General features: G+C 72.4%; 19 protein-coding genes. 16 read left to right on the forward strand and 3 right to left on the reverse strand.

The features are described from left to right. Nucleotides 1-25: 25 nt before the first annotated feature. The gene (locus tag AB6L24_RS33045) at nt 26-1585 is read right to left on the reverse strand and encodes a glycosyltransferase 87 family protein (protein ID WP_405661492.1); all 1560 of its coding nucleotides are present in this window, start codon (nt 1583-1585) and stop codon (nt 26-28) included. A 218-nt stretch (nt 1586-1803) separates the two neighbouring features. On the opposite strand from AB6L24_RS33045, the gene gatC reads away from it, so the two are divergent. The 12 genes from gatC (at nt 1804) to AB6L24_RS33105 (ending at nt 16268) form a co-directional block, all read left to right on the forward strand. Next, on the forward strand, nt 1804-2100 hold the full coding sequence (gene gatC / locus AB6L24_RS33050; RefSeq protein WP_016642027.1) for an Asp-tRNA(Asn)/Glu-tRNA(Gln) amidotransferase subunit GatC: 297 nt from the start codon (nt 1804-1806) through the stop codon (nt 2098-2100). Nucleotides 2101-2106: 6 nt separating this feature from the next. Beyond that, entirely contained in the window at nt 2107-3606 is a 1500-nt protein-coding gene (gene gatA, locus AB6L24_RS33055) for an Asp-tRNA(Asn)/Glu-tRNA(Gln) amidotransferase subunit GatA (RefSeq protein ID WP_405661494.1), read from the forward strand. After that, nucleotides 3603-3854, forward strand: coding sequence for a hypothetical protein (locus AB6L24_RS33060; protein WP_405661496.1), 252 nt, complete (start codon nt 3603-3605; stop codon nt 3852-3854). Before gatA ends, AB6L24_RS33060 begins: the two co-directional genes overlap by 4 nt. An 18-nt stretch (nt 3855-3872) precedes the next feature. Beyond that, entirely contained in the window at nt 3873-5390 is a 1518-nt protein-coding gene (gene gatB, locus AB6L24_RS33065) for an Asp-tRNA(Asn)/Glu-tRNA(Gln) amidotransferase subunit GatB (RefSeq protein WP_405661498.1), read from the forward strand. A gap of 186 nt (nt 5391-5576) precedes the next feature. Beyond that, complete coding sequence (locus AB6L24_RS33070; protein WP_405661500.1) at nt 5577-7667, forward strand: phosphocholine-specific phospholipase C; 2091 nt, start codon at nt 5577-5579, stop codon at nt 7665-7667. Nucleotides 7668-7921: 254 nt separating this feature from the next. Next, the gene (locus tag AB6L24_RS33075; protein WP_405661502.1) at nt 7922-10165 is read left to right on the forward strand and encodes an MMPL family transporter; all 2244 of its coding nucleotides are present in this window, start codon (nt 7922-7924) and stop codon (nt 10163-10165) included. 35 nt (nt 10166-10200) lie between these two features. After that, complete coding sequence (locus AB6L24_RS33080) at nt 10201-10776, forward strand: GNAT family N-acetyltransferase (protein WP_405661504.1); 576 nt, start codon at nt 10201-10203, stop codon at nt 10774-10776. A 121-nt stretch (nt 10777-10897) separates the two neighbouring features. Next, complete coding sequence (locus tag AB6L24_RS33085; protein ID WP_405661506.1) at nt 10898-11539, forward strand: hypothetical protein; 642 nt, start codon at nt 10898-10900, stop codon at nt 11537-11539. Between the two features lie 165 nt (nt 11540-11704). Beyond that, nucleotides 11705-12259 carry a helix-turn-helix domain-containing protein gene (locus AB6L24_RS33090; protein ID WP_405661508.1) on the forward strand — a complete coding sequence of 185 codons (555 nt, stop codon included), beginning with the start codon at nt 11705-11707 and terminating at the stop codon, nt 12257-12259. A gap of 202 nt (nt 12260-12461) precedes the next feature. Beyond that, a complete protein-coding gene (locus AB6L24_RS33095) occupies nt 12462-12653 on the forward strand; it encodes a hypothetical protein (RefSeq protein ID WP_380847342.1) in 192 nt (63 codons plus the stop codon). Nucleotides 12654-12801: 148 nt separating this feature from the next. Next, complete coding sequence (locus AB6L24_RS33100) at nt 12802-15900, forward strand: AAA family ATPase (protein WP_405661511.1); 3099 nt, start codon at nt 12802-12804, stop codon at nt 15898-15900. A gap of 107 nt (nt 15901-16007) precedes the next feature. After that, complete coding sequence (locus AB6L24_RS33105; protein WP_405661513.1) at nt 16008-16268, forward strand: DUF6191 domain-containing protein; 261 nt, start codon at nt 16008-16010, stop codon at nt 16266-16268. Between the two features lie 44 nt (nt 16269-16312). Here the strand turns inward: AB6L24_RS33105 and AB6L24_RS33110 are convergent, their stop codons facing one another. Both AB6L24_RS33110 and AB6L24_RS33115 read right to left on the reverse strand, forming a co-directional pair. Beyond that, on the reverse strand, nt 16313-17491 hold the full coding sequence (locus AB6L24_RS33110; RefSeq protein WP_405661514.1) for a PQQ-dependent sugar dehydrogenase: 1179 nt from the start codon (nt 17489-17491) through the stop codon (nt 16313-16315). A gap of 243 nt (nt 17492-17734) precedes the next feature. Then, a complete protein-coding gene (locus AB6L24_RS33115; RefSeq protein ID WP_405661516.1) occupies nt 17735-18733 on the reverse strand; it encodes an aldo/keto reductase in 999 nt (332 codons plus the stop codon). A gap of 106 nt (nt 18734-18839) precedes the next feature. On the opposite strand from AB6L24_RS33115, the gene AB6L24_RS33120 reads away from it, so the two are divergent. From AB6L24_RS33120 to ilvN, 4 genes are all read left to right on the forward strand, one after another. Then, nucleotides 18840-19787: a 2-hydroxyacid dehydrogenase gene (locus tag AB6L24_RS33120; protein WP_405661518.1), complete on the forward strand. Its 948-nt coding sequence runs from the start codon at nt 18840-18842 to the stop codon at nt 19785-19787. Between the two features lie 477 nt (nt 19788-20264). After that, a complete protein-coding gene (locus tag AB6L24_RS33125; RefSeq protein WP_405661520.1) occupies nt 20265-23396 on the forward strand; it encodes a putative bifunctional diguanylate cyclase/phosphodiesterase in 3132 nt (1043 codons plus the stop codon). A 253-nt stretch (nt 23397-23649) separates the two neighbouring features. Then, nucleotides 23650-25509: an acetolactate synthase large subunit gene (locus tag AB6L24_RS33130; RefSeq protein WP_405661522.1), complete on the forward strand. Its 1860-nt coding sequence runs from the start codon at nt 23650-23652 to the stop codon at nt 25507-25509. Nucleotides 25510-25544: 35 nt separating this feature from the next. Beyond that, on the forward strand, nt 25545-26069 hold the full coding sequence (ilvN, locus tag AB6L24_RS33135; protein ID WP_405663507.1) for an acetolactate synthase small subunit: 525 nt from the start codon (nt 25545-25547) through the stop codon (nt 26067-26069). Nucleotides 26070-26146 lie beyond the last annotated feature (77 nt).

Below are 26146 nucleotides of genomic sequence, written 5' to 3' on the forward strand. Positions count from 1 at the left end.
CACCCCCGTGTTCAGCGCGTCGAACTCACGTCGACCCGTCGGACAGGCCCTGACCCCCTGCCCCGACCTCGGCACCCACGCCGACCTCACCCTCGCTCCCGGGCCCGCTCCCGCTCCCGGGCCCCGGCACCGACGCCCCCGCGCCCTCCGGCACCTCGACCTCCGGCGCACCCCCCACAACCCGTGCACCCCGCGCACCCCGCCCCCCAGCCGCACCCCGCCGCCCCGCATCCCCCCACCCACCGAACACCCACACCGCCCACACCACGAACCCGAGACCGACCCACACATAGAAGTTGCCCGACAGGAAGTGGAACGGGTCCCAGTCCTGCTCGCGGTGCCAGTGGGGTGTGTACCAGAGGAGTCCGTAGGGAAGCAGCGGCCGGGTCGGGTCCCAGGTGCCGAAGCCGTCGATGCGGATCGGCCACGCCGCGAACAGCGTGAACAGGCCAGCCACCCACAGCCAGGCGCGGGCCGTGGCCCGCCGGGCCGCCGCGTCGGCCGCGAGGACGAGGGCCGGGACGATCCACACCCAGTGGTGGGTCCACGACAGCGGCGAGCACAGCAGGGTCAGCGCCCCGACGACGCAGATCGCCACCAGCTCCCGGCCCCGCCGCGACGCCACCGCCGCCGCGGCGAGCCCGGCCACCACGAGCAGCCCGCACACCGCGCCCCAGACCGGTCCGCCGACCCCGTCGCCGCCGAAGCCGAGCCGGACGAAGACGCCGTTAAGGGACTGGTTCGCCAGATACTCCCTGCCGCCCGGGCTGCCCGCGAGCGCCCCGCCCCAGAAGTCCGCCGACGCCTCCGGCAGCGCGATCCAGCCCGCGAGCACGGTGCCCGCGAACGCCGCCGTCGCGAGCCCGGCCGCCCGGAACCGCCGGGTGAGGAGGAGGTACACGATGAACAGGCCCGGCGTCAGCTTCAGGCCCGCCGCGACGCCGACGCCGAGCCCCTTCCACGGCCGCCGGTCGGACGTCGCGAGGTCCGTGACGACCAGTGCCATGAGGACGAGGTTCACCTGCCCGAAGTCCAGGTTCTGCAGCACCGGCTCGGTCCACAGCGCGGCCCCCGCGACGGCGCACGCGCACCCGGCGGTGACCGCACCGGCCGACCACCGGCTCCCCGCCCGCCCTCCGGACCCTGCCCGCCCCCCGGACCCCGTCGCCGCCCCCGCCCCGCGCGCGACCCGCACCGCCGCCCACGCCACCAGCACCATCGCCACGACCGAGACCCCCGCCAGCACCCGCACCGCCACCGTCAGGTCCGCGCCCGCGAAGGCACGGAACGGCAGCAGGGCGAACGGCGGATACAGATACGGCAGCCCGTGGATCCCGTACTTGCCCGCGTACAGGCCCTGGTCCGGCGCGTCCGCCGCGTCCAGGTACACGCTCAGGTCGGCGGGGCTGCGCGCCCCGGCGTACGTCGGGCCCGTCACGACGTACCACCAGGCGATGAGCGAAGCCGTGAGGAGCAGCGCGCCGCCGAGGGGCGCCGCGAGGGCGAGGCCCCGTCCGCCCCCGGTGGCGCGCAGCCCCGTGAGAGCCCGATCCCGTAGTGCCGTGCCGGTCTGACGCAGTCCCATGCACGCATGGTCGGCCCCGCCGCGCACCCCGTCCGGGCAGCTCACCGGCGGCTCACCGGGGGAGCGGGGGAACAGTGCGCCGGGTGGCGCAACGACGGAGCCGCGACGCCCCGCGAGCACCCCGCGCGCGGCCCCGGAGGGAACTCGGGCGCGGGCAGCACGGCCAGCCCCATAGGATTGGGGGCGAAACCATCACACTCACCCCTGAGGATCGCTGCATGCCTGGCATCACGCGCGAGGAGGTCGCCCACCTCGCCCGCCTTGCACGTCTGGAGCTGAAGGACGAAGAGCTCGACCACTTCGCCGGACAGCTCGACGACATCATCGGCGCGGTCGCACGCGTCTCGGAGGTCGCCGACCAAGACGTACCGCCGACCTCCCACCCGCTGCCGCTGACGAACGTCATGCGCGCGGACGAGGTCCGTCCGTCGCTCACCCCCGAGCAGGCGCTCTCCGGAGCCCCGGCACAGGAGCAGCAGCGTTTCAAGGTGCCGCAGATCCTGGGGGAGGACTAAGAAGTCATGACGGACAGCAACATCATCAAGCTCACCGCGGCCGACATCGCCGCGAAGATCGCCGCCGGTGAAGTCACCGCCGTCGAGGTCACCGAGGCCCACCTGGCCCGCATCGAGGCCGTCGACGAGAAGGTGCACGCCTTCCTGCACGTCGACCGCGAGGGCGCGCTCGCGCAGGCCCGCGCCGTGGACGAGAAGCGCGCGCGGGGCGAGAAGCTCGGCCCGCTCGCCGGCGTCCCGCTCGCGCTCAAGGACATCTTCACCACCGAGGGCGTGCCGACGACCGTCGGCTCCAAGATCCTCGAAGGCTGGATCCCGCCGTACGACGCGACGGTCACCAAGCGCCTCAAGGCCGCCGACGTCGTCATCCTCGGCAAGACCAACATGGACGAGTTCGCCATGGGGTCCTCGACGGAGAACAGCGCGTACGGCCCGACGGGCAACCCGTGGGACCTCACCCGCATCCCCGGCGGCTCCGGCGGCGGCTCCTCCGCGTCCCTCGCGGCGTACGAGGCCCCGCTCGCCATCGGCACCGACACCGGCGGCTCCATCCGCCAGCCCGCGGCCGTCACCGGCACGGTCGGCGTCAAGCCGACCTACGGCGGCGTCTCCCGCTACGGCATGGTGGCGTTCTCGTCCTCCCTGGACCAGGGCGGCCCCTGCGCCCGCACGGTCCTGGACGCGGCCCTCCTGCACGAGGTCATCGCCGGGCACGACCCGATGGACTCCACGTCCATCGACGCCCCGGTCCCCGCGGTCGTCGAGGCCGCCCGCAACGGCTCGGTCCAGGGCATGCGCGTCGGCGTCGTGAAGCAGTTCCGCGGCGAGCACTACCAGGCCGGCGTGATGCAGCGCTTCGACGAGTCCGTCGAGCTGCTCAAGTCCCTGGGCGCCGAGGTCGTCGAGCTGGACTGCCCGTCCTTCGACCTGGGCCTGTCGGCGTACTACCTGATCGCGCCGTCCGAGTGCTCCTCGAACCTGGCCCGCTTCGACGCCATGCGCTACGGCCTGCGCGTCGGCGACGACGGCACCCGCTCCGCCGAGGACGTCACCGCGCTCACCCGCGAGGCCGGCTTCGGCGACGAGGTCAAGCGCCGCGTCATGCTCGGTACGTACGCCCTCAGCTCCGGCTACTACGACGCGTACTACGGCAGCGCCCAGAAGGTCCGCACGCTCATCACGCGCGACTTCGAGAAGGCCTTCGAGCAGGTCGACGTGATCGTCTCGCCGACCACGCCCACCACCGCCTTCCCGATCGGCGAGCGCGCCGACGACCCGATGGCGATGTACCTGGCCGACCTCTGCACCATCCCGACCAACCTGGCGGGCAACGCCGCCATGTCGCTGCCCTGCGGCCTCGCGCCGGAGGACGGCCTGCCCGTCGGGCTGCAGATCATCGCCCCCGCCCTGAAGGACGACCGCCTTTACAAGGTGGGCGCGGCCGTAGAGGCCGCCTTCGTGGAAAAGTGGGGTCACCCGCTGTTGGAGGAGGCACCGTCGCTGTGAGCAAGTCGTCGAAAACACTGACCAAGGCCAAGGGCTTCAAGAAGTCCAAGACCGGCACGTATCTGTCCATCGGCACCACCGCGTTCGGCGCGCTCAGCACGCTCAAGCAGGTCAAGAAGGCCCGCGCCGAGCACGACACGCTCAAGCTCGTCGACGCGGTCGTCTCCGCCGCCGCCATCGTCACGGGCATCGCCATCCTGGTGCGTGAGCTGAAGCGCATCGGCGACGACGACGTTCTGCTCGGCTGAGAGGGAAGTTCCAACACCGTGACTGCCACGACCACCCCCGAGCTGGTGTCGTACGAGGACGCGCTCGCGACGTACGACCCGGTCATGGGCCTTGAGGTCCATGTCGAGCTCGGCACGAAGACCAAGATGTTCTGCGGCTGCTCCACCGAGCTGAAGCAGGACGCCAACACGCAGACCTGCCCCACCTGTCTCGGCCTGCCCGGCGCGCTGCCGGTCGTCAACGAGATCGGTGTGGAGTCCGCCATCAAGATCGGCCTCGCGCTGCACTGCGAGATCGCCGAGTGGTGCCGCTTCGCCCGGAAGAACTACTTCTATCCGGACATGCCGAAGAACTTCCAGACCTCGCAGTACGACGAGCCGATCGCCTTCAACGGCTATCTGGACGTCCAGCTGGAGGACGGCGAGGTCTTCCGCGTGGAGATCGAGCGCGCCCACATGGAGGAGGACACCGGCAAGTCGACGCACGTCGGCGGCGCGACGGGCCGTATCCACGGCGCCTCGCACTCGCTGCTCGACTACAACCGCGCGGGCATCCCGCTCATCGAGATCGTCACCAAGCCGATCGAGGGCGCGGGCGAGCGGGCCCCCGAGGTCGCCAAGGCGTACGTCGCCGAACTGCGTGAGCTCATCAAGGCCCTCGGTGTCTCCGAGGCCCGCATGGAGCAGGGCCAGATGCGCTGCGACGTCAACCTCTCGCTGCGCCCGCACGGGCAGGAGAAGTTCGGCACCCGCTCCGAGACGAAGAACGTCAACTCGCTGCGCTCCGTGGAGCGGGCCGCCCGCTTCGAGATCCAGCGCCACGCCGCCGTCCTCGGCGCGGGCGGGACGATCGTCCAGGAGACCCGGCACTTCCACGAGGACGACGGTTCGACCACGTCGGGCCGGGTGAAGGAAGAGGCGGAGGACTACCGCTACTTCCCGGAGCCGGACCTGGTGCCGGTCGCCCCGTCCCGCGAGTGGGTCGAGGCGCTGCGTGCCACGCTGCCCGAGCTGCCGCTCGCCCAGCGCAACCGGCTGCGCGAGGAGTGGGGCGTGTCCGCCCACGACATGCAGTCGATCCTCAACGCCGGTGCCATCGGCCCGATCGTCGCCACCATCAACGCGGGCGCGGACGCCGTCTCCGCCCGCAAGTGGTGGATGGGCGAGCTGGCCCGCAACGCCAACGAGCAGGGCGTGGACCTCGGTTCGCTGCCGATCACCCCGGAGCACGTGGCGCGGGTCTCCGCGCTCGTCACCGCCGGTGAGCTGAACGACAAGCTGGCCCGTCAGGTCATCGACGGCGTCCTCAAGGGCGAGGGCACGCCCGACGAGGTCGTCGACAAGCGCGGCCTGAAGGTCGTCTCCGACGAGGGCGCGCTGACGGCGGCCGTCGAGGAGGCCATCGCCGGCAACCCGGCCATCGCGGACAAGATCCGCGGCGGCAAGGTGGCGGCGGCCGGCGCCCTGGTCGGCGCGGTCATGAAGGCGACTCGCGGTCAGGCCGACGCGGCCCGCGTCAAGGAGCTGATCCTGGAGCAGTTGGGCGTCGAGGGCTGACGCCGACTCGTTCCCGTTCGTGAAGGGGCGCCGCACCGTGAAGGTGCGGCGCCCCAACACGTGGCGGCGACGTTCACGCTGACTTCGGTCACCGGTCTTCCATGAGCCACCAGGAGTCACTACCGTCCCAGCTCAACAGACCAATGGATCAAAGGACAACCATTGGGCGTCGACTGGAGGTTGGGCGTGGCAGCGGAGATATCGCGCAGACGACTGATGGCTGTGGGCGGTGGTGCCCTGGGCGCCGCCACCGTGGGTTCGTTCCTGCCGCCGTCCCTCCAGCAGGCGCTCGCCAAGGAGCCGCCGAGGGGCGGGCTCGGCGCCATCGAGCACGTGGTGATCCTGATGCAGGAGAACCGCTCCTTCGACCACTACTTCGGGACGCTGCGCGGTGTGCGCGGTTTCTCCGACCGCAACGCGATCCAACTGCCCGGCGGCAAGAGCGTGTTCGAGCAGCCCGCGGGACCGCTGCGCTCGGTGCTGCCGTTCCCGGTCCGCGAGGCCGCCGAGGCGCAGAAGAAGGACCTCCAGTACATCGGCGCCCTCGACCACTCCTGGAGCGGCGGCGCCAAGGCCTGGCACGACGGCTGGATGGACGGCTGGATCACCGCGAAGACCGCGGCCACGATGGCGTACTACACGCGCGAGGACATCCCGCTGCACTACGAACTCGCCGACACCTTCACCGTCTGCGACGCCTACCACTCCTCCATCCACACCTCCACCAGCCCCAACCGCAACCACCTGTGGAGCGGCAAGACGGGCTTCGAGGCGAACGGCAAGCGCGCCGTCGAGAACGACGCGTACGCCGAGGGCACGCACCCCGGCTACGACTGGGGGACGTACGCGGAGCGCCTGGAGAAGGCCGGGATCAGCTGGCAGACTTACACCGAGTGGGAGAACTTCACCGACAACCAGATCGAGTTCTTCACCACCTTCAAGGCCATCGCGCGGAAGGTCCTCGCCAAGACCGGCGACACCTTCATGGAGGCGTTCTACGCCAAGGTCCGCGATGCCAAGGACGAGGTGGAGCGGGGCAAGCTGCTCGCCGCGCTCGACGAGGGCGTCAAGACGCTCAGCAAGCGGGAGCGGTCGCTGTTCGAGCGGGGGCTGCGGCGGGTGCCCACCGGCACGCTCGCCGACCGGTTCGCCAAGGACGTGGCGCGCGGCAAGCTGGCCAAGGTCAACTACCTGGTGCCGTCCGCCCTGGACTCCGAGCACCCCTCGGTGTCCTCGCCGGTGCACAGCGCCACCATCGTCTACAAGGTCCTGGACGCGCTCGCCTCGCACCCCGAGGTGTGGCGGCGCACGGCCGTCTTCATCAACTACGACGAGAACGACGGCTTCTTCGACCACGTGCCGCCGCCCGTGCCCGCGGCGGGCAACGAGGAGGAGTACTGGCAGGGGCGGCCGACCGGGCTCGGCGCGCGCGTGCCGATGCTGGTCGTCTCGCCGTGGACCGTGGGCGGCTACGTCTGCTCCGAGGTCTTCGACCACACCTCCGTCGTGCGCTTCCTGGAGAAGTGGACGGGCGTGCGCGAGCCCAACATCGGCTCCTGGCGCCGCACGGTCGTCGGCGACCTCACCAGCGCCTTCGACTTCCACCGCGGCCACCGCCAGCCCGAGGTCGAACGGCCCGGCACCATCCCGGTGTTCTCCGGCCGCTGGCAGCCGAAGCCGCCGGAGAAGCAGGTCATGCCCGCGCAGGAGCCCGGCGCCCGCCGCGCCCGCCCGCTGCCGTACCAGCCGGACGCCGACCTCAAACGCACCAAGGACGGTGCCCTGAAGGTGCGGCTGCGCAACGGCGGCCGGCGCGCCGCGCACTTCGCGCTGTACCCGTACGCGGGCGAGTTCCCGATCCCGCAGCACCAGGACGTGTCCCACGACGGCTCCTGGATCCTGCCCGAGAAGAGTGACGCGTATCACTTCACCGTCACCGGGCCGAACGGATTCCGCCGCGAATTCGTAGGACAGAGGGAAGGCGCGGCCGCCCTCTCCTCGGCGATCACCCGGCGCGAGATCCACCTGACGCTGGCCAACCGGGGCAAGGGGAGTCTCGTCTTCACGGTCAAGCCGCTCGGATACGTGGAGGAGGCGGACGTCCGGCGGCGCACCCGCACGGTCCGGATCAAGGCAGGAAGCAGCCGCACCATCGCCTGGCAGACGGGCGACGAGCACGGCTGGTACGACATCGAGGTCACCGCCGAGGGCGACAAGGGCTTCCGGCGGCGCCTGATGGGACACATCGAGAACGGTCGCGCCAGCGTCTCGGGGTGACGCCTGTGCCGCGGAGGGTTTCGTGTGCGGCGAAGCCCTCCGCGGGGCCCCTTGTGATCTTGTGAGTAAGGCCACGAAAGGGACCAAGGATCTCCGGGGACTGTCAGAGTGTCTGCGCATGGGTCATCTCGCCGCATAAGCGATGATCATGATCCATTTCCCCGCTCATGCCGCTCATGTGTTCTTTACGGGTCACTCCGACGCTTCCCGGCTGCTCCCGCTGAAGATCCAGGAATCATTCAGGGAGCCTCTTCGTGGCAGCACTCGCCCGGTGGTGCGTCCGGCACCGCCTAGTCGCCGTACTGCTCTGGCTCCTCGCACTCGGCGGCACGGCCGCCGCTGCCGCCGCCGTCGGCTCCGCGTACTCGAACAACTACGAAGTGCCCGGCACCGAGTCCGACCGCGCCACCAAGCTCCTCGGCGAGGGCTTCCCCGACCTCGGCGGCGACAGCGACACCGTCGTCTGGCACACCGGAGCCGACCAGAAGGTCCGCTCCGCCGCCGTCGAGCAGACGATGACCGAGACCCTCGACCGGATCGCGGAGCTGCCCGGCGTCGCCTCCGTCACCAGCCCGTACGCCGACCGGGGCGCCGCGCAGATCAGCGCGGACGGCCGCACCGCGTACGCCACCGTCACCTTCCGTGACCAGATCGACTCCGTCGACCGGGCCGATGCCCAGGCCGTCGTCGACACTGCCAAGGCCGCCGAGAGCGAAGGCCTCGACATCGAGCTGGGCGGCGGCGCGATCGGCCTCACCGAGTCCAAGAGCGCCAAGACCGCCGAGATCGTCGGCGTGGCCGTCGCCGCCGTCGTGCTCTTCCTGGCCTTCGGCTCGCTGGCCGCCTCGCTGCTTCCCATCGCCACGGCGGTCGTCTCCGTCGGCACGGCGTACGCGGGCATCGTGCTGCTCGGCCACTTCATGACCGTCGCCGACTTCGCCCCGATGCTCGGCACCCTCATCGGGCTCGGCGTCGGCATCGACTACGCCCTGTTCATCGTGACCAGGCACCGCAAGGGCCTCAAACGCGGTCTGCCCGTCGCCGAGGCCGCCGAACGGGCCGTCGCCACCACCGGCCGCGCCGTCGTCTTCGCGGGCGCCACCGTCTGCATCGCCCTGCTCGGCATGCTGATCCTGCGCCTGAGCTTCCTCAACGGCGTCGCCATCGCCGCGTCCCTCACCGTGATCCTGACCGTGGCCGCGTCGGTGACGCTGCTCCCCGCGCTGCTCTCCTTCATCGGCCCCCGCGCCCTCAGCCGCCGCGAGCGGCGCAGGCTGGCCGAGCGCGGGCCCGAGCCGGAGGTGCCGACGGGGCTCGCCGCCCGCTGGTCGGCGTTCGTGGAGCGCCACCCCAAGCTGCTCGGCGGCGTCGCCGTCGCCGTGATCGCGCTGCTCGCCATCCCCACCCTCTCCCTCCACCTGGGCACCTCCGACCAGGGCAACAACCCCTCGTCGGCCACCACTCGGCAGGCCTACGACCTCCTCGCCGACGGCTTCGGCCCCGGCGTCAACGGCCCCCTCACCCTCGTCACCGAGGTCAACGGCGCCGCCGACCGGCTCGCCCTCGACAACCTCGGCACCACCCTGACGTCCACGCCGGGCGTCGCCTCCGTGAGCCCCGTGACGTACGACGACGGCGGCAGCGCGGCCTTCCTCACCGTCGTGCCGGACTCCGCGCCCCAGTCCCAGTCGACCAGCGACCTCGTCGACCGGCTCCGCACCGACGTGCTGCCCAAGGCCCAGACCGACACCTCCCTCGACGTGCACGTCGGCGGTGTGACGGCCGGGTACGACGACTTCGCGGAGATCATCGTCGGCAAGCTCCCGCTGTTCGTGGGCGTCGTGATCGGCCTCGGCTGCGTCCTGCTCCTGCTCGCCTTCCGCTCGGTCGGCATCCCGCTCAAGGCCGCCGTGATGAACGTGGCGGCGGTGGCGGCGGCGTTCGGCGTCGTGGTGGCGGTGTTCCAGTGGGGCTGGGGGAGCGAGCTGATGGGCCTCGGCCGGGCCGGGCCGATCGAGCCCTTCCTGCCCGTGATCATGGTCTCGGTCCTCTTCGGCCTCTCCATGGACTACCAGGTGTTCCTGGTCAGCAGGATGTACGAGGAGTGGCTGGAGACCGGCGACAACCGCGTCGCCGTCCGGGTGGGCCTCGCCGAGACCAGCCGCGTGATCAACTCCGCGGCCGTGATCATGATCTCGGTCTTCCTGGCGTTCGTGCTCAGCGGGGACCGGGTGATCGCGATGTTCGGCATCGCGCTCGCGGCGGCCGTCGCGCTCGACGCGTTCGTCCTGCGCACGCTCCTGGTGCCCGCCCTGATGCACATGCTCGGCGGCGCCAACTGGTGGCTGCCCAAGCGCCTCGACCGCTGGCTGCCCCGCATCAGTATTGAGGTGCCCGAATCGCGCGTGCGTGCGACGATCCCGGGGCAGTGTGCGACGGACGATGCTCCGTTCACGCTGGAGGACGTGACGGCCGAGCGGCACGGGGGCGCGCGGTAGGGCGCGCGGGCGTGCCGACACGTGTGAGGAGCGGGATGTTCGCGATATCCGTGGGTGAAGGGGCCGAGCTGCGGCCGATCGAGCCGTGGCAGGCCGAGGAGCTGTTCGCCCATGTGGAGCGGGCGCGTGAGTACGCGGGGCCCTGGGTCCCGTTCACCGTCAAGGTCACGGACGTGGAGTCGGCGCGGGCCCACCTCCAGCACTTCGCCGAGCGGCAGGCCGCCGACACCGGGCGCCTCTACGGCATCTGGCTCGGCGGGACGCTCGTCGGCGGCGTGCTCTTCCGGATCTTCGACACCGCCGCCGAGTCGTGCGAGGTCGGCGTCTGGCTGGAGCCGTCGGCGGCCGGGCGCGGGCTGATCACCAACGCGTGCCGGGTCCTCATCGACTGGGCCGTCGACCAGCGCGGCATGCACCGCGTGGAGTGGCTGGTGTCCTCCCGCAACGACCGCAGCAAGGGCGTGGCGAAGCGGCTCGGCTTCGTGTGGGACGGGGTGCTGCGGGAGAGCTTCCTGTGGCAGGGGATCCGGCACGACATGGAGGTGTGGTCGGTGCTTGCGCCGGAGTGGCGGGAGGCGCGGGCCGAGCGGGAGGCGGAGGGCCGGGGCTAGGGCGGGGTGTGCGGGGGCCGTGGCCCTCGGGGTGCGCGGCCGCGCTCGGCGTTAAGCGGGCTCTCATAAACGGGCCTTCGCCGTAAGGGAGTTCTCATACTGCGTCCGTACGGTGCGGGGCATGGGAACCAAGGCAGTTGACGAGTCCGCAGACACCGCTGAGGCCGGGGCGGAGACCGAGGTCGACCTCAAGAAGGCCGAGGGGGCCGACGGGGCCGAGAAGGCGGGCCAGGCGTCCGCTGAGGCCGACGCCGCCGTGGCCGACGGGGAGCTCGCTGACGACGCCGCCGCTGACGACGGCGCCGACGCCGACGAGGACGACCTGGACGACGAGTTCGAGGCCGCCGCGGGCGACACCGCCGCTTCGTCCGCCGGGGTCGGCCAGGGCGCCGGTGCCGTCGTCGCCGCCGCCCTCGGCGTGGTCGGGCTCTCCGGCGGCTGGCTCGGCACCGTCGCGTCCGCGCGCGAGTCGCTGATCGGCCAGCTCAAGACCTCGCAGAGCGCGACCGTGGCCCAGCAGGTGCAGGAGGTCTACGGCGACTCCTGGAAGACCACCGCCCTGGTCGGCGGCCTCTTCGCGCTCGCCGCCCTGGTGATCGGGGCCGGCGTGCTGGTCCGGCCCGCGTTCGGCGAACCGGGGCGCGTCCAGGCGCCGTGGATCAAGTCGGTGGCGTGGGCCGGAGTCGCGCTCGGCGCGATCGGTCTGGTGCTGGCGATCGCGAAGTACACGAACGTCCTGTTGGGACTGCCGTCGACGAGCTAGCGCACCGACCGAAAGCGGTCGGGCCATCGGCCCGCACACATGTCCGAGAATGCGGCGCGCGGCTCGCCCGCGCGCTGCCAACTCCCTTCTGGCCTCGCCTTTTCCCGTCCGACGAGGACGCGGGGGCGAGGCCCGCGATCTTTTCGAGGGTGAGAACATCGGCCCATGGAAACGGTCGAACTCCTGCTGCACCCCGTACGCATACGCATCGTCCACGCGATGTACGACGGCCGTACGCGCACGACCACCGAGCTCCGCTCCCTGCTGCCCGACGTCTCCAAGGCCACGCTCTACCGGCACACGGGCCTCCTGGTCGAGGGCGGCCTCCTGGCCGTGGCCGACGAGCAGCCGGTGCGCGGCTCCGTGGAGCGTCACTACCGGCTGAACCGGGGCCGCGTGGTGCTCGACCCCGAGACGGCCGCGTCGCTGTCCCTGGACGACTTCCGGCGCGCCTTCGCGGTGGCGACCGCGACCCTCATGGCCGAGTTCGACACCTACCTCGACCGGGGCGACGCCTCCCCCGTCGCCGACCTGGTGGGCTTTCGCCAGTACTCGCTCTGGCTCAGCCCCGACGAACTCGCGGAGATGATCGCCGAGCTGCGCGAGGTGATCGTGGCCAGGGCGACCAACGAACCCACCCCCCACCGCACCCGCCACCTCCTCAGCCCCATCGTGTTCCCCGCGGAGGGCCCGCCGACCGGCGGCGACACCCCGTCCTAGGCACAAGGCCCCCCCTTCCGCCCCCGGACCTAAGCCCCTACCTGCCCTAAGGACCCCCTCACCCCTGCCCTAAGGCCCCCACCCGCCCCAACATGCGGCACTCTCCCGATGTGCCGCACCCCCCTGGCAGACGAAAGTGGAGTCATCGCCGAGAACGAAGGCGAAACCCACCGAGCACCACCGACAAGCCAGGGAGCACACCGTGTTCGAGTACGAACTCCACCAGCAGCGCACCGCCGAACTCGCCCAGGTCGCCCAGCACGACCGCCTCGTCCGGGAGGCCCGCAAGGCCCGCGCCGGACGCCGGGGCCGACGCGGCGACGAAGCCGAGGGGCGGGTGAGCCCCGGGCGCGTCACGGAACGGTTCACGGACCGCTTCACCCGCGCCGCGTGAGGGGCCGGGCGTGCCCGCCCCCCACCCGGAGACCGGGGTGAATCCCGCCCCGGACACATCGACCGGGGCCGCCCGGGTCTCCACGCCCCGGGCCGCCCCGGTTTCGCCCACCGGGAAACGCCCTGCCACGAAGTCGCAGGTCTGTGCGATGCTCACCGCCATGGAGACCAGGTCCGTCAGCCCGGTGTTCGTCGGTCGGACCGACGAACTGGGCGCCCTGCAGGACGCGCTCGCCCGCGCCGCCGACCCGGCGGCGGGCGAGCCACAGGCATTGCTGCTCGGCGGTGAGGCGGGCGTCGGCAAGACCAGGCTCCTGGAGGAGTTCGCGGCCGTGGCCTGCGCGCGCGGCGCGATCGTCGCCGTCGGCGGCTGCGTCGAGATCGGCGCCGACGGGCTGCCCTTCGCCCCCTTCTCCACCGCCCTGCGCACCCTGCGCCGCATGCTGCCCGCCGAGTTCGCCGCGGCGGCCACGGGCCAGGAGGAGGAACTGGCCCGGCTGCTGCCCGAGCTGTGCGACTCGACCCCGCTCCGCGGCTTCGACGGACGCAACGGCGAGGAGGCCACCGCCCGGCTCTTCGAGCTGACCGCACGCCTCCTCGAAGCCCTCGCCGCCGAGCAGACCGTCGTCCTCGTCCTCGAGGACCTGCACTGGGCCGACGCCTCCACCCGCCACCTCCTGTCGTACCTCTTCCGCACGCTGCGCCGCGGCCGCCTCGTCGTCCTCGCCACCTACCGCGCCGACGACATCCACCGCCGCCACCCGCTGCGCCCCCTGCTCGCCGAACTCGACCGGCTGCGCACGGTCCGCCGCGTCGAGGTGGCCCGCTTCACCCGCGACGAGGTCGGCCGCCAGATGGCCGGGATCCTCGGCGCCGCGCCCGCCCCGAAGCTGGTCGACGACATCTTCGCGCGCTCCGACGGCAACGCCTTCTTCGTCGAGGAACTCGCCGTCGCCTCCCACGGCGGCAGCTGCGCCGCCCTCACCGACTCGCTGCGCGACCTGCTGCTCGTGCGCGTCGAGGACCTGCCGGAGGACGCCCAGCGGGTGGCGCGGATCGTCGCCGAGGGCGGCTCCACCGTCGAGTACGACCTGCTCGCCGAGGTCAGCGGCCTCGGCGAGGACGACCTGATCGACGCCCTGCGCGCCGCCGTCGGCGCCAACATCCTGATCCCCTCGCCCGGCGGCGACGGCTACCGCTTCCGGCACTCCCTGGTCCGCGAGGCCGTCGGCGACGACCTGCTGCCCGGCGAGCGCTCCCGCATCAACCGCCGCTTCGCCACCACCCTGGAGGCCGACCCCACGCTCGTCGCCCCCGACCAGCGCGCCACCCGCCTCGCCAGCTACTGGTACCACGCCCACGACGCCGCCAAGGCCCTGCCCGCCGTCCTCAACGCCTCCGTCGAGGCCCGCTGCAGACACGCCTACGCCGAGCAACTGCGGCTCCTGGAGCGGGCGATGGAACTGTGGGACGCCGCCCCCGACGACGTCCGCGTCCAACTGCGCCCCGTCGACTACACCGAGGTCTACCCGCCCTGCGGCTGCGACCCCGAGACCACCCCGCTGCGCTACCTCGACCTGATGGCCGAGGCCGCCGTCGCGGGCCGCCTGTGCGGCGAGCGCGAACGCGCCCTGAAGATCACCAAGCGGGCCCTGCGGCTCCTCGACGACGAGCCCGACGCGCTGCGCGCCGCCTGGTTCTGGGTGCAGCGCTCCCGGCTCGTGCAGACCCTCGCCCGCGGCGACGGCTGGAAGGAGCTCGCCACCGCGCAGGACCTCGTCCGCGGCCTGCCGCCGTCCGTCGTGCACGCCGAGGTGCTCGCCATGGTCGCCGGCTGGTCGATGCTCCACGAGCCGGGCCCCGAGGCCTTCGCCGCCGCCGAACAGGCCGTCGAGTACGCCCGCATGGTCGGCGCCCGCGACATCGAGCTGTCCGCCCGCCTCACCCTCGGCGGCCTGATGGTCGACGCGGGCGACGTCGACGCCGGGGTCGCCGAGATGTTCGCGGTGCGCGAGCAGGTCCTCGCCGGCGGCAGCGTCGGCCCGATCGGCCGCACCTTCATCAACCTGCCCTCCGTCCTCGAAGGCATCGGCCGCTCCCGCGAGGCCGCCGAACTCCTCGACGAGGGCATCCGCCTCGCCCGGCGCTACGGCCTCCTGGAGTCCGAGCCCTGGATGTGGGCCAACAAGGCCGAGGCGATGTACGCCCTCGGCCGCTGGACGGAAGCCGTCGACGCGGCCCGCCGCGCGGGCCTGAGCGCCAAGCCGCGCGGCGGCGCCTGCATGCGCCTGGCCCACCTCGCCCTGGCCCGCGGCGACATCGCCGAAGCCGCCCACCAACTCGCCCAGGCCCGCGAGCACTTCGGCACCCACGACCCGATGCCGCAGAACTCCCTGCCGCTGCACCGCGTCGCCATCGGCGTCGCCGCGGGCGAGGGCCGCCTCCTCGACGCCCGCACCGAACTCGACCGGGCCGTCGCCGAGGGCTTCCCGCCCGGCACCCAGCGCTACGGCTGGCCGCTGCTCCTCGCCGCCGCCACCGCCGAGGCCGACGCCCGGGGCCTGCCCATCGCCGCCCCCGGCCGCGCCGACGCCCTCCACCTCATCCGCACCACCGCCAAGTCCCTGCCCACGACCGCCCCCGTCTGGCAGGCGTACGAACTGTGGGTCCGCGCCGAACTCCTGCGCGCCGAAGGCCGCGCCACCCCCGACGACTGGCTGGCCGCCCTCACCGCCGTCGGCCCGCTGGAGCGCCCCTACGACCTCGCCCGCGTCCGGCACCGGCTCGCCGCCGCCCTGCTCACGCCCGGAGCGGGAGCGGGATCCGGAGGTGCGGCCGGGGCCGGTGACGCCGACCGGGACCGCGCCGCCGAGCTCCTCCGCCAGGCCGGAGCCGTCGCCGAGCACCTGGGTGCCCGCCCCCTCGCCGAGAGCGTCGACCGGCTCGCCCAGCGCACCCGGCTCTCCCTCACCGGCGCGCCCCCGGCCGGACCCGCCGACCCGGCCGACGCCCTCGGCCTGACCTCCCGCGAACGGGACGTGCTGCGCCTGGTCGCCGCGGGACGCACCAACCGCCAGATCGCCGAGGAACTGTTCATCTCCCCGAAGACGGCGAGCGTGCACGTCTCCAACATCCTCGGCAAGCTCGGCGTCGCGGGCCGCGGCGAGGCGGCCGCCCTGGCCCACCGCCTTCAGCTCTTCCCGGGCGACGGGCCGCAGCCGGCCGACGCCGCGGTGCGCGCCCCTTAGGGACACGCGGCTCCCCGCGCCCCGGACGGGGCGCGGGGCCCGGCTCGTTTCCGGCGGCGTCGCTTACGCTGGGAAGGGCAGGACCACCGTCCGGCCTTGGAGGCGCAGTGTTCAACGTGTTCGAGCAGCTCTTCGCCCCAGGGCGCAAACACACGGACGACGAGAACAAACGCCTGGAGCTGACGCGGGTCGACGTGGACGACGGGGACCCCGGCCGCGGCCCGATAGACCTGTCCTCCGGCAAGGTGGTGGTGCGGGTGCCGCAGCAGGCTCCCGGGCGCCGGACGGACGACACGGATCAGGTTGACCGCACGGACCACCCCGACCGCACCGGCCGTACGGGTCCCGAGGACGAGCCCGAGGCCTGACGCCCGGACCCCGCTTCCTGGTCGCCCGCCGCCTCACCGGTGCCTCACTTCACACGTACCTCCAGGATCCTGTCGTCCTCCTTCCCCGGCGTCCCCCGGGAGTCCGTCTCGCTGGTCACCAGCCACAGCTTGTCGCCGCCCGCCGCGACCACCGTGCGCAACCGTCCGTACTTCTCCGTGAGGAACGCCTCCGTCTTCGGCTCGCCGGTCACACCCCGCACCGGGATCCGCCACAGCCGCTCGCCGCGCAGGCCCGCCATCCACACCGAGCCCTTCGCGTAGGCAACGCCGCTCGGTGAGGCCTCGGACGTCTTCCACTGGGCGACGGGCGCGTGGAAGGCGTCGTCGGAGTCGTCCTTGCCCTCGACCTCCGGCCAGCCGTAGTTGTCGCCGGCCTTGATCTCGTTCAGCTCGTCCCAGGTGTCCTGGCCGAACTCCGAGGCCCACAGACGCTTGTCCTCGTCCCAGTCCAGGCCCTGGACGTTGCGGTGGCCGAGCGAGTACACGGGGGAGTCGGCGAAGGGGTTGCCCGGGGCCGGGTCGCCGTCCGGGGTCAGGCGCAGGATCTTGCCGCCGAGGGACTTCTTGTCCTGCGCCAGGTCCGTCTCGCCGGTCTCGCCCGTGCCCGCGTACAACATCTTGTCCGGGCCGAAGGCGATCCGGCCGCCGTTGTGGATCACGCCCTTCGGGATGTCCTTGAACACCGTGTCGGGAGCGCCCAGTTGCTGGCCGGAGGGCTTCTTCTCGTCGTACAGCATGCGGGCGATGCGGTTGTCGGACTCCGTGGTGAAGTACGCGTACACCTGGTGGTCCGATGCGTAGGTCGGGGAGAGGGCGAGGCCCATCAGGCCGCCCTCGCCCGCGGCGGCGACCCCGGGGACCGAGCCGACCTCGGTCTTCTTTCCGCTCTCGCCGTCGATCCGGGTGATCGTGCCCTCGTCGCGCGAGGACACCAGGAGGTCGCCGTCCGGCAGCGGGGCCAGGCCCCAGGGGGACTTCAGGCCCGTGGCGAGGGTCTTGGTGACCTCGGCCGAGCCCTTCTCGGGCGGCGCGTCGGCGGCGTCTCCCGACGGCGACGCGCTCGGGTCGGCGGAGCCGGACTCGGCGCTCTTGTCGCCGGAAGGGCCGTCGTCGTCCGACGAGCACCCGGTCGCCAGGAGGAGCGCGGCGGCGGCAAGCACGGCCGCCGCGGCGGCACGACGGGGGTGGTGAGCACTCAGCACGGTCAGGATCCCTTCGACGCGGACTTCTCCTGTTCATACACCGCAGCCGCCCCGCAGGTTCCCATCCACCGCGCGCCATTTCCGGGCGCCGGCCCCACGACCCCGCCGGTCCCGGACCCGTCGGTCCCAGACCCCGCCGGTGCCGGACCCGTCAGTCCCGGACCCGTCAGTCCCGGACCCGTCGGTCCCGGACCCGTCAGTCCCAGACCCGTCGGTCCCGGACCCCGCAAGTCCCGGACCCCGTCAGTCCCACGACCCCTGCGCCGGAGGCAGCGCCGCCAGCTCCGCCAGGTCCGCGGGCGTGAGCCGCACCCGCGCGGCCCCGGCGTTCTCCCGCGCCCACCGCTCCCGCTTGGCGCCGGGCACCGGCACCACCTGCGGCCCCTGCGCGAGCACCCACGCGAGGGCCACCTGCGCGGGCGTCGCGCCGTGCCGTTCGGCGACCCGGCGCAGGCCCACCACCAGCGGCTGGTTGGCCGCCATCATCTCGGCGGTGAAGCGGGGATGGCGGGCCCGCAGGTCGTCCGGCTCGAAGCCCTGCCCCGGCGTCAGCGTGCCGGTGAGGAAGCCGTTGCCCAGCGGCATCGCCGCGAGCAGCCCCACACCCCGCGCGGCGCACCAGGGCAGCAGCGCCACCAGCGCCTCCGGCGACCACACCGACAGCTCGGCCTGCACCGCCGCCACCGGGAAGACCTGCTGGACGCGCTCCAACTGCCGGATCGTGGCGTCGTGGAGACCCGTGCGGGCCCCCGCGCGGCGGCCGGCCCGCGCGCCCACCGCACACAGCCCGAGCGCGCGCACCTTCCCGGCCGACACCAGCTCGGCCATGGCGCCCCAGGTCTCCTCGACGGGCACCTCGGGGTCGGCGCGGTGCAACTGGTACAGGTCGATGGTGTCCGTCTGCAGCCGCCGCAGCGACGCGTCGCAGGCCCGCTTCACATAGCCGGGGCGGCCGTTGGCGACGATGTGCTGCTCGCCGACGAGCAGCCCGCACTTCGTGGACACGAAGGCCTCCGCGCGCCGCTCCTTCAGCACCCGGCCGATCAGCAGCTCATTGGTGAAAGGACCGTACATGTCGGCGGTGTCGAGGAGCGTCGAACCCTCGTCGAGCGCCGCGTGCACGGTCCGCATCGAGGCGTCACCGCGCTGTCGGGAGCCGGTGTAGGCCCAGCTCATCGGCATGCAGCCGAGTCCGACGGCGCCCACCCCCAGCGCCCCCGCGCCGATCGTCCTGCGCTCCACCTGGCCGTACCCTCCCCTGTCCGGTGATCTTCGTCCGGGCGGCCCCCAACGTAACCTCTGCGCCCGGGCACGCCGCGTGCGGCCTGTGCGCATTAGCCTCCTGGACATGACGACCGACGTATGGCTGCCCGTGGCGGCGTCCGAGATCGAGGGCCTGCCCGCCCCCCACGACGAGGGCTTCACCTACCGATTCTGGGACGGCGGCGACTATCCCGCCGACCCCGCCGACTGTGTCTTCTACGGGGTCCCCTACATGATCGATCCCGCGGTCTGCGCCCGCCCGCTGTCCGAGATGACGTCCCTGCGCGTCGTCCAGACCCTGACCGCGGGCGTCGACCACGTGCTGCCCGCCGTCGAACGGCTCGCCCCGGGTGTTCAGTTGTGCAACGCGCGCGGGGTCCACGAAGCCAGCACTGCCGAACTCGCCCTGACCCTGACCCTCGCCTCCCTGCGGGGCATTCCGCGTTTTGTGGAGGGACAGCGGGTACAGGAGTGGCGGCAGGGGTTCAACCCGGCCCTCGCCGACAAGTCCGTCCTCATCGTGGGCTACGGAGCGATCGGTTCGGCGATCGAGGACCGGCTCACGGGCTTTGAGTGTGCGCGGGTGGCGCGCGTTGCGCGCTCCGAGCGTGCCACGGAGCGCGGTCCCGTGCTTCCGCTCTCCGAACTGCCCCGACTGCTGCCCGAAGCCGATGTCGTGATCCTTTCCACGCCGCTCACGGACTCCACGCGCGGAATGGTGAACGCCGATTTCCTCGCGCACATGAAGGACGGCGCGCTCCTGGTGAACGTCGCCCGCGGCTCCGTCGTCGACACCAAGGCGCTCCTGGCCGAGCTGGAGAGCGGCCGCCTCACCGCGGCCCTGGACGTCACCGACCCGGAGCCGCTGCCGCCCGGTCACCCCTTGTGGCAGGCCCCCGGCGTGCTCATCAGCCCGCACGTGGGCGGCCCGACATCCGCCTTCCTGCCCCGCGCCAAGCGCCTCCTCTCCGGCCAGTTGAACCGGTACGAGGCCGGGGATCCGCTCGCCAACGTCGTCCTGACGACCGCGTAGCCGAGGGGCGCGGAAGCGGTAGGGAACGTTCCGCGCACGCTCCGCACCCGCCCGCGTGCGCCGCGTGTCCGCATTGACGCTGGCAGTCACGGAGAGTAGAGCGACCCTGTCCCTGAGTGACGAGACTGGTGTATCGTCCCGACTGGGGACGCGCCGTGAACCATTCGGCGCCGGGGACGTGGCAACAGGACTGCGAGGGGGGCGACGGGCGATGTACGGCCTATGGGCGAACGATCCGACGCGGCGGGACCACCGCCGACGACTCTCGCGCACACCGATCCGCAGACGCCGGGACGCCACCCGGCGTCACCGACCGCTGTGCCGCTCCGGCGGCCCGTGCCCGGCCTGCGGCCACCCGCGGCCGGCGCGCACCCGCCCACCCCGCACGAGCCCGCCCTGCCGCGGCCCCGCACCTGGCCCGGTCCGTGGACGTGGCGCCCCCGGCCGGGGCGCCGCCGCGAGGAGCGGGGCGGGCCGGTGAGCGGGCAGTCGGCTTCCGCGACCGTCCTGGAGGGCCGGATCGGGCCACCCGCGCCGCCGCCGGGAGCGCCGCTCACCCGGCGCCCGGCCTCCGGCTCCGGACTGCTCTCGCAGGTCGTCCTGCTGCTGGTCTGCGGGGGATACGCGACCGGGTCCGCGCTCGGCTGGGGCTCCGACCGCCTCGCGCTCATCATGGGGGACTTCGGGCTCAGCGCGGCCGCCGCCATCGCCGCCGTCTCCTGCTTCCGGTACTCCCGCACCCGCCGCAGCCGCTTTCGACCCGCCTGGCTGCTGTTCGCGCTCTCCTCGGCGATGGCGGCCTGCGGCAACGGCGTCTGGGGATGGTACGAGGTCGTCCTCGAGCGCCCCGTGCCCAGCCCGGGCTACGCGGACCTGTTCTTCCTGTGCTTCGCGCCCCCCGCCATCATCGGGCTCCTCGTGCTCGCCAAGCGGCCGGTCACGAAGGCCGGTTGGGTGTGCCTCGCGCTCGACGCCTGGCTCATCGGCGGCTCCCTGCTCACGCTCTCCTGGAGCCTCGCCCTCGCGCACAACGCGCAGTTCGAGGGCCCCAGCGTCGCGCACGCCGCGCTGTCGCTCGCGTATCCGCTCCTGGACATCGCGCTCGTCAGCATGGTCCTCGCGCTGCACTTCAGACGATCCTCGGCGAACCGCACCGCCGTGAACACCGCCATCGGCGCCCTCGCGCTCACGGTGATGTGCGACGCGCTTTTCACCTCGCCGATGCTGCACGCCAGTTACCGCTCGGGCCAGCTCCTCGACGCGGGCTGGTTCGCCGGTTCGCTCCTGCTCGCCTACGCACCCTGGGCGGCGTCCGGGCACGGCCGCGGCGACTTCGGGACGGCCCGTGCCGACGAGAGCCCGGTGCGCGCGGCGTACCGGGCGTACGGCAGGACCCGCTGCCCCGACGGCCGCGGCCCCCGCGCGCACGACGAGCGCCACGACCGCGACGACCGTCCCGGCGAGCGCCCCGACGGCCGCGGGCGGTACGCCACCACCCGCCCCATCGCCGGATCGCTCGCCGCCCTCACGCCCTACCTGGCCGCGGCCGTCTGCACCCTGGGGATCCTCTACAACGTCCTGAACGGCCGCAGCGTCGACGAGGTCGTGCTGTTCACCGCGGGCACGGTCGTCCTCGCGCTCGTCGTGCGCCAGGGCATCATGCTGCTCGACAACATCACGCTCACCCAGGAACTGGCCCAGAAGGAGAACCACTTCAGGTCCCTGGTCCAGGGATCGAGCGACGTCATCATGATCGCCGCGCCCAGTGGCATCCTGCGCTACGTCAGCCCGGCCGCCGCCGGGGTCTACGGCCGCGACGCCGACGACCTCGTGGGCTCCGAACTGGCCACGCTCATCCACCCCGAGGACCTCGGCCGCGTCGTCCACGAAGTGCGCCGCTTCCTCGCCGCCAACCCCGTGGAGGAACCCACCACCCGCATCGAATGCCGCTTCAAGTCCGGCTGCGGCGACTGGCTCAACGTCGAGTCCACCGTCAACCGCCACCACGGCGGCCTCATCTTCAACAGCCGGGACGTCACCGAACGCGTGCGCCTGCAGGCGCAGTTGCAGCACAACGCCGAGCACGACCCACTCACCGACCTGCCCAACCGGGCCCTCTTCACCCGCCGAGTCGCCTCCGCGCTCGGCGGTCGCAGAGCCACCGACCGGGGCACCGCAGTCCTCTTCATCGACCTCGACGGGTTCAAGGCCGTCAACGACACCATCGGGCACCAGGCGGGCGACGCCCTGCTCGTGCAGGCCGCCCAGCGGCTCCAGGAGGCCGTCCGCGCCTCGGACACCGCGTCCCGACTCGGCGGGGACGAGTTCGCCGCCCTCATCGTCGGCGACGGCACCCGCGACCATGCCGCCCGCGAGCGGCACATCTTCGAGCTGGCCGACCGTCTCAGAATCCGCCTCTCCCAGCCCTACGACATCGACGGCAACGACGTCCGGGTCGCCGCGTCCATCGGCGTGGCCTTCGCCGAACCGGGCGTGGGCGCGGGCGAGTTGCTGCGCAACGCCGACCTCGCGATGTACCGCGCGAAGGCGGCGGGCAAGGGCCGCGTCGAGCTGTACGCACCCCAGATGCAGGCCGACGTCGCCCGCAAGGCCGAGCTGGCCACGCGGCTGCGCAGCGCCCTGCACGACGGCGAGTTCGTGCTCCTGCACCAGCCCGTGGTGTCCCTGGAGACCGGCCGGGTCACCTCCGTGGCGGCCCAGGCGCGCTGGCGCTCGGCCCAGGGCATCCTCTTCACGCCCGCCGAGTTCCTGCGCACCGCCGACGGCGGCGACCGCGCCGCCGAGCTGGGCCGCTGGCTCCTGGAGGAAGCCGTCGAGCAGGCCGCCGAGCGCGGCAGGACGGGCCACGCGGTGCCCGTCTGCGTGCGGGTCGGCGCCCGCCGCCTCGTGGACCGCTCCATGCCGCTCGGCTCCATCGAGGCGCTGCTCACCCGGCACGGCCTGCCCTCCGGCGGACTCGTCATCGAGCTGGCCGACAGCGACCCGCGGGTGTCCGTGGACGACCTGGAGCGCCGTCTCGCGTCCCTGCGCCGCCTCGGCGTCCGCATCGCCCTCGACGGCTTCGGCAGCGGCAGCGCGGCGATCACGGCACTGCGCCGGCTCCCCGTCGACGTACTGAAACTGGACCGCGGTCTGGTCGAGGGCGTCGTGGAGTCCGCACGGCTGCACAAGATCACCTCGGGGCTCCTTCGGATCGCGGGCGACCTCGGCCTGTGCTCCGTCGCCGAGGGTGTCGACCTGCCCGAACAGGTCATCGCCCTGCGCGCGATGGGCTGCACGCACGGGTACGGCATGGCGTTCTCGGGCCCGCTCGACGAGTACCGGCTGCGCCGGGCGCTCACGGTGGGGGAGTATCCCGTGCCGCACGGCGCCGTGGAGCCCGTGTGCGTGGGCGGCGGCCCCGCCTCCGAGCCCGCTGTCTACGGAGAGGGCGCGCCCGCCTTCAAGGCAGCCTCGGCGGCGTACGGCGAATCGCCTACGCCCTTCGGCGGGCCGACCACACCCTTCGGCGCGGCGGGGGCGGCTCTCGCGGCCGGATCTCCCTCCTACGGTCGCTCACATAATGAGACGCCCGTCCCACCTACTTGACAGGTGTGGCGCGCCAGGGGGAGGGTCAGAGCCATGCGCACCCGAATTCTCGTACTTGGAAAGCGCGTCGGCTGAAGCTGGGACGCACCGGTCCGGACACCGGAGACACCCAGCGACCGCACCCGGCGCGCTCCCCTCGCTTGCCTCACGGCACGAGGGGTTTTTTGTTGCACTGGCACCTGCCAAACCCTGGCAAAAACCCCGCGCCACCCCCGCAGAATCCTCAGCAAAGACCCTCAGCTTCGAGAAGAGAATGCCGATGACCGAGCAGGCCTCCGGGGCCCACCATCCGCAGCCCCGGCCCCGATCCTCAGGACCGCAGTCCGTCGCCGTCGAGCACGTCACGGGCGCGCAGTCGCTGATCCGTGCTCTCGAGGAAGTCGGGGCCGACACGGTATTCGGCATTCCCGGAGGTGCCATCCTCCCCGCGTACGACCCGATGATGGACTCCACCCGGGTGCGCCACATCCTGGTCCGCCACGAGCAGGGCGCGGGCCACGCGGCCACCGGGTACGCGCAGGCCACCGGCAAGGTCGGCGTCTGCATGGCGACCTCGGGGCCCGGCGCCACCAACCTGGTCACGCCCATCGCGGACGCCCACATGGACTCCGTCCCGCTGGTCGCGATCACCGGCCAGGTGGCGTCCAAGGCGATCGGCACGGACGCCTTCCAGGAGGCGGACATCGTCGGCATCACGATGCCGATCACCAAGCACAACTTCCTGGTCACCAAGGCCGAGGACATCCCGCGCACCATCGCGGAGGCCTTCCACATCGCCTCCACAGGACGCCCGGGCCCGGTCCTCGTCGACATCGCCAAGGACGCCCTGCAGGCGCGCACCACGTTCTCCTGGCCGCCCCAGCAGGAACTGCCCGGCTACCGCCCGGTGACCAAGCCGCACGCCAAGCAGATCCGCGAGGCCGCGAAGCTCATCACCGCCGCCAAGCGCCCCGTCCTGTACGTCGGCGGCGGCGTCATCAAGGCCGGCGCCACCGCCGAGCTGAAGGTCCTCGCCGAACTCACCGGAGCGCCCGTCACCACCACCCTGATGGCGCTCGGCGCGTTCCCCGACAGCCACCCGCTGCACGTGGGAATGCCGGGCATGCACGGTGCGGTCACCGCCGTCACCGCGCTGCAGAAGGCCGACCTGATCGTCGCCCTCGGAGCCCGCTTCGACGACCGCGTCACCGGCAAGCTGGACAGCTTCGCCCCGTACGCCAAGGTCGTGCACGCCGACATCGACCCCGCCGAGATCGGCAAGAACCGCACCGCCGACGTCCCGATCGTCGGGGACGCCCGCGAGGTCATCGCCGACCTGGTGCAGGCCATCCAGGCCGAGCACACGGCAGGCCACACGGGCGACTACGCCGCCTGGTGGACCGACCTCAACCGCTGGCGCGAGACGTACCCGCTCGGCTACGACCACCCGGACAACGGGCAGCTCTCGCCCCAGCAGGTCATCGAGCGCATCGGCCGGCTGGCGCCGGAGGGCACGATCTTCGCCGCGGGCGTCGGCCAGCACCAGATGTGGGCGGCGCACTTCATCCAGTACGAGCAGCCCGCGACCTGGCTCAACTCCGGCGGCGCCGGAACCATGGGCTACGCGGTGCCGGCCGCGATGGGCGCGAAGGCCGGACAGCCCGACCGCACGGTCTGGGCGATCGACGGCGACGGCTGCTTCCAGATGACCAACCAGGAACTGACCACCTGCGCCCTGAACAACATCCCGGTCAAGGTCGCCATCATCAACAACGGCGCGCTCGGCATGGTCCGCCAGTGGCAGACGCTGTTCTACAACCAGCGCTACTCCAACACCGTGCTGCACAGCGGCCCGGACGCGGACGGCAAGCAGCCGAGCGCGGGCACCCGGGTCCCGGACTTCGTCAAGCTGTCCGAGGCGATGGGCTGCCACGCGATCCGCTGCGAGGACCCGGCCGACCTGGACAAGGTCATCGAAGAGGCCAACGCCATCAACGACCGCCCCGTCGTGATCGACTTCATCGTCCACGAGGACGCCCAGGTGTGGCCGATGGTCGCCGCAGGCACCTCCAACGACGAGGTCATGGCCGCCCGGGGCGTGCGCCCCGACTTCGGCGACAACGAAGACGACTGAGAGCAGCAGGAAGAGGAATGACCGCCATGACCCCCATGTCGAAGCACACGCTCTCGGTCCTCGTCGAGAACACCCCCGGCATCCTGGCCAGGATCGCCGCCCTCTTCTCCCGCCGCGGCTTCAACATCGACTCCCTCGCCGTCGGCGTCACCGAGCACCCCGACATCTCCCGCATCACCATCGTCGTGAATGTCGAGGAACTCCCGCTCGAACAGGTCACCAAGCAGCTCAACAAGCTGGTCAACGTCCTGAAGATCGTCGAACTCGAGCCGGGTCAGGCCGTGCAGCGCGAGCTGGTCCTCGCCAAGGTGCGCGCCGACAACGAGACCCGCTCCCAGATCGTCGAGATCGTCCAGCTGTTCCGTGCCAAGACCGTGGACGTCTCCCCGGAGGCGGTCACCATCGAGGCCACCGGCAGCAGCGACAAGCTGGAGGCCATGCTCAAGATGCTGGAACCCTTCGGCATCAAGGAGCTGGTCCAGTCCGGCACGATCGCGATCGGCCGCGGCTCGCGCTCCATCACCGACCGCAGCCTGCGCGCCCTCGACCGCTCCGCGTAGCGCCCGCCCCGCGCGCGGACCACCCCTCTCCGCGCGCGGCGCGGGTCCCGGATGCCGAGACCCGACAACTTCCCTCA

This window comes from Streptomyces sp. RK9, assembly GCF_045070545.1.
Classification (GTDB): Bacteria; Actinomycetota; Actinomycetes; order Streptomycetales; family Streptomycetaceae; genus Streptomyces; species Streptomyces alboflavus.

Coding starts and splice junctions, on each gene's coding strand:
- AB6L24_RS33090 (WP_405661508.1), top strand. CDS start 11,705: ATGGAAACGGTCGAACTCCTGCTGCACCCCGTACGCATACGCATCGTC.
- AB6L24_RS33045 (WP_405661492.1), bottom strand. CDS start 1,585: ATGGGACTGCGTCAGACCGGCACGGCACTACGGGATCGGGCTCTCACG.
- AB6L24_RS33085 (WP_405661506.1), top strand. CDS start 10,898: ATGGGAACCAAGGCAGTTGACGAGTCCGCAGACACCGCTGAGGCCGGG.
- ilvN (WP_405663507.1), top strand. CDS start 25,545: ATGTCGAAGCACACGCTCTCGGTCCTCGTCGAGAACACCCCCGGCATC.
- AB6L24_RS33130 (WP_405661522.1), top strand. CDS start 23,650: ATGCCGATGACCGAGCAGGCCTCCGGGGCCCACCATCCGCAGCCCCGG.
- gatA (WP_405661494.1), top strand. CDS start 2,107: ATGACGGACAGCAACATCATCAAGCTCACCGCGGCCGACATCGCCGCG.
- AB6L24_RS33100 (WP_405661511.1), top strand. CDS start 12,802: ATGCTCACCGCCATGGAGACCAGGTCCGTCAGCCCGGTGTTCGTCGGT.
- gatC (WP_016642027.1), top strand. CDS start 1,804: ATGCCTGGCATCACGCGCGAGGAGGTCGCCCACCTCGCCCGCCTTGCA.
- AB6L24_RS33120 (WP_405661518.1), top strand. CDS start 18,840: ATGACGACCGACGTATGGCTGCCCGTGGCGGCGTCCGAGATCGAGGGC.
- AB6L24_RS33080 (WP_405661504.1), top strand. CDS start 10,201: ATGTTCGCGATATCCGTGGGTGAAGGGGCCGAGCTGCGGCCGATCGAG.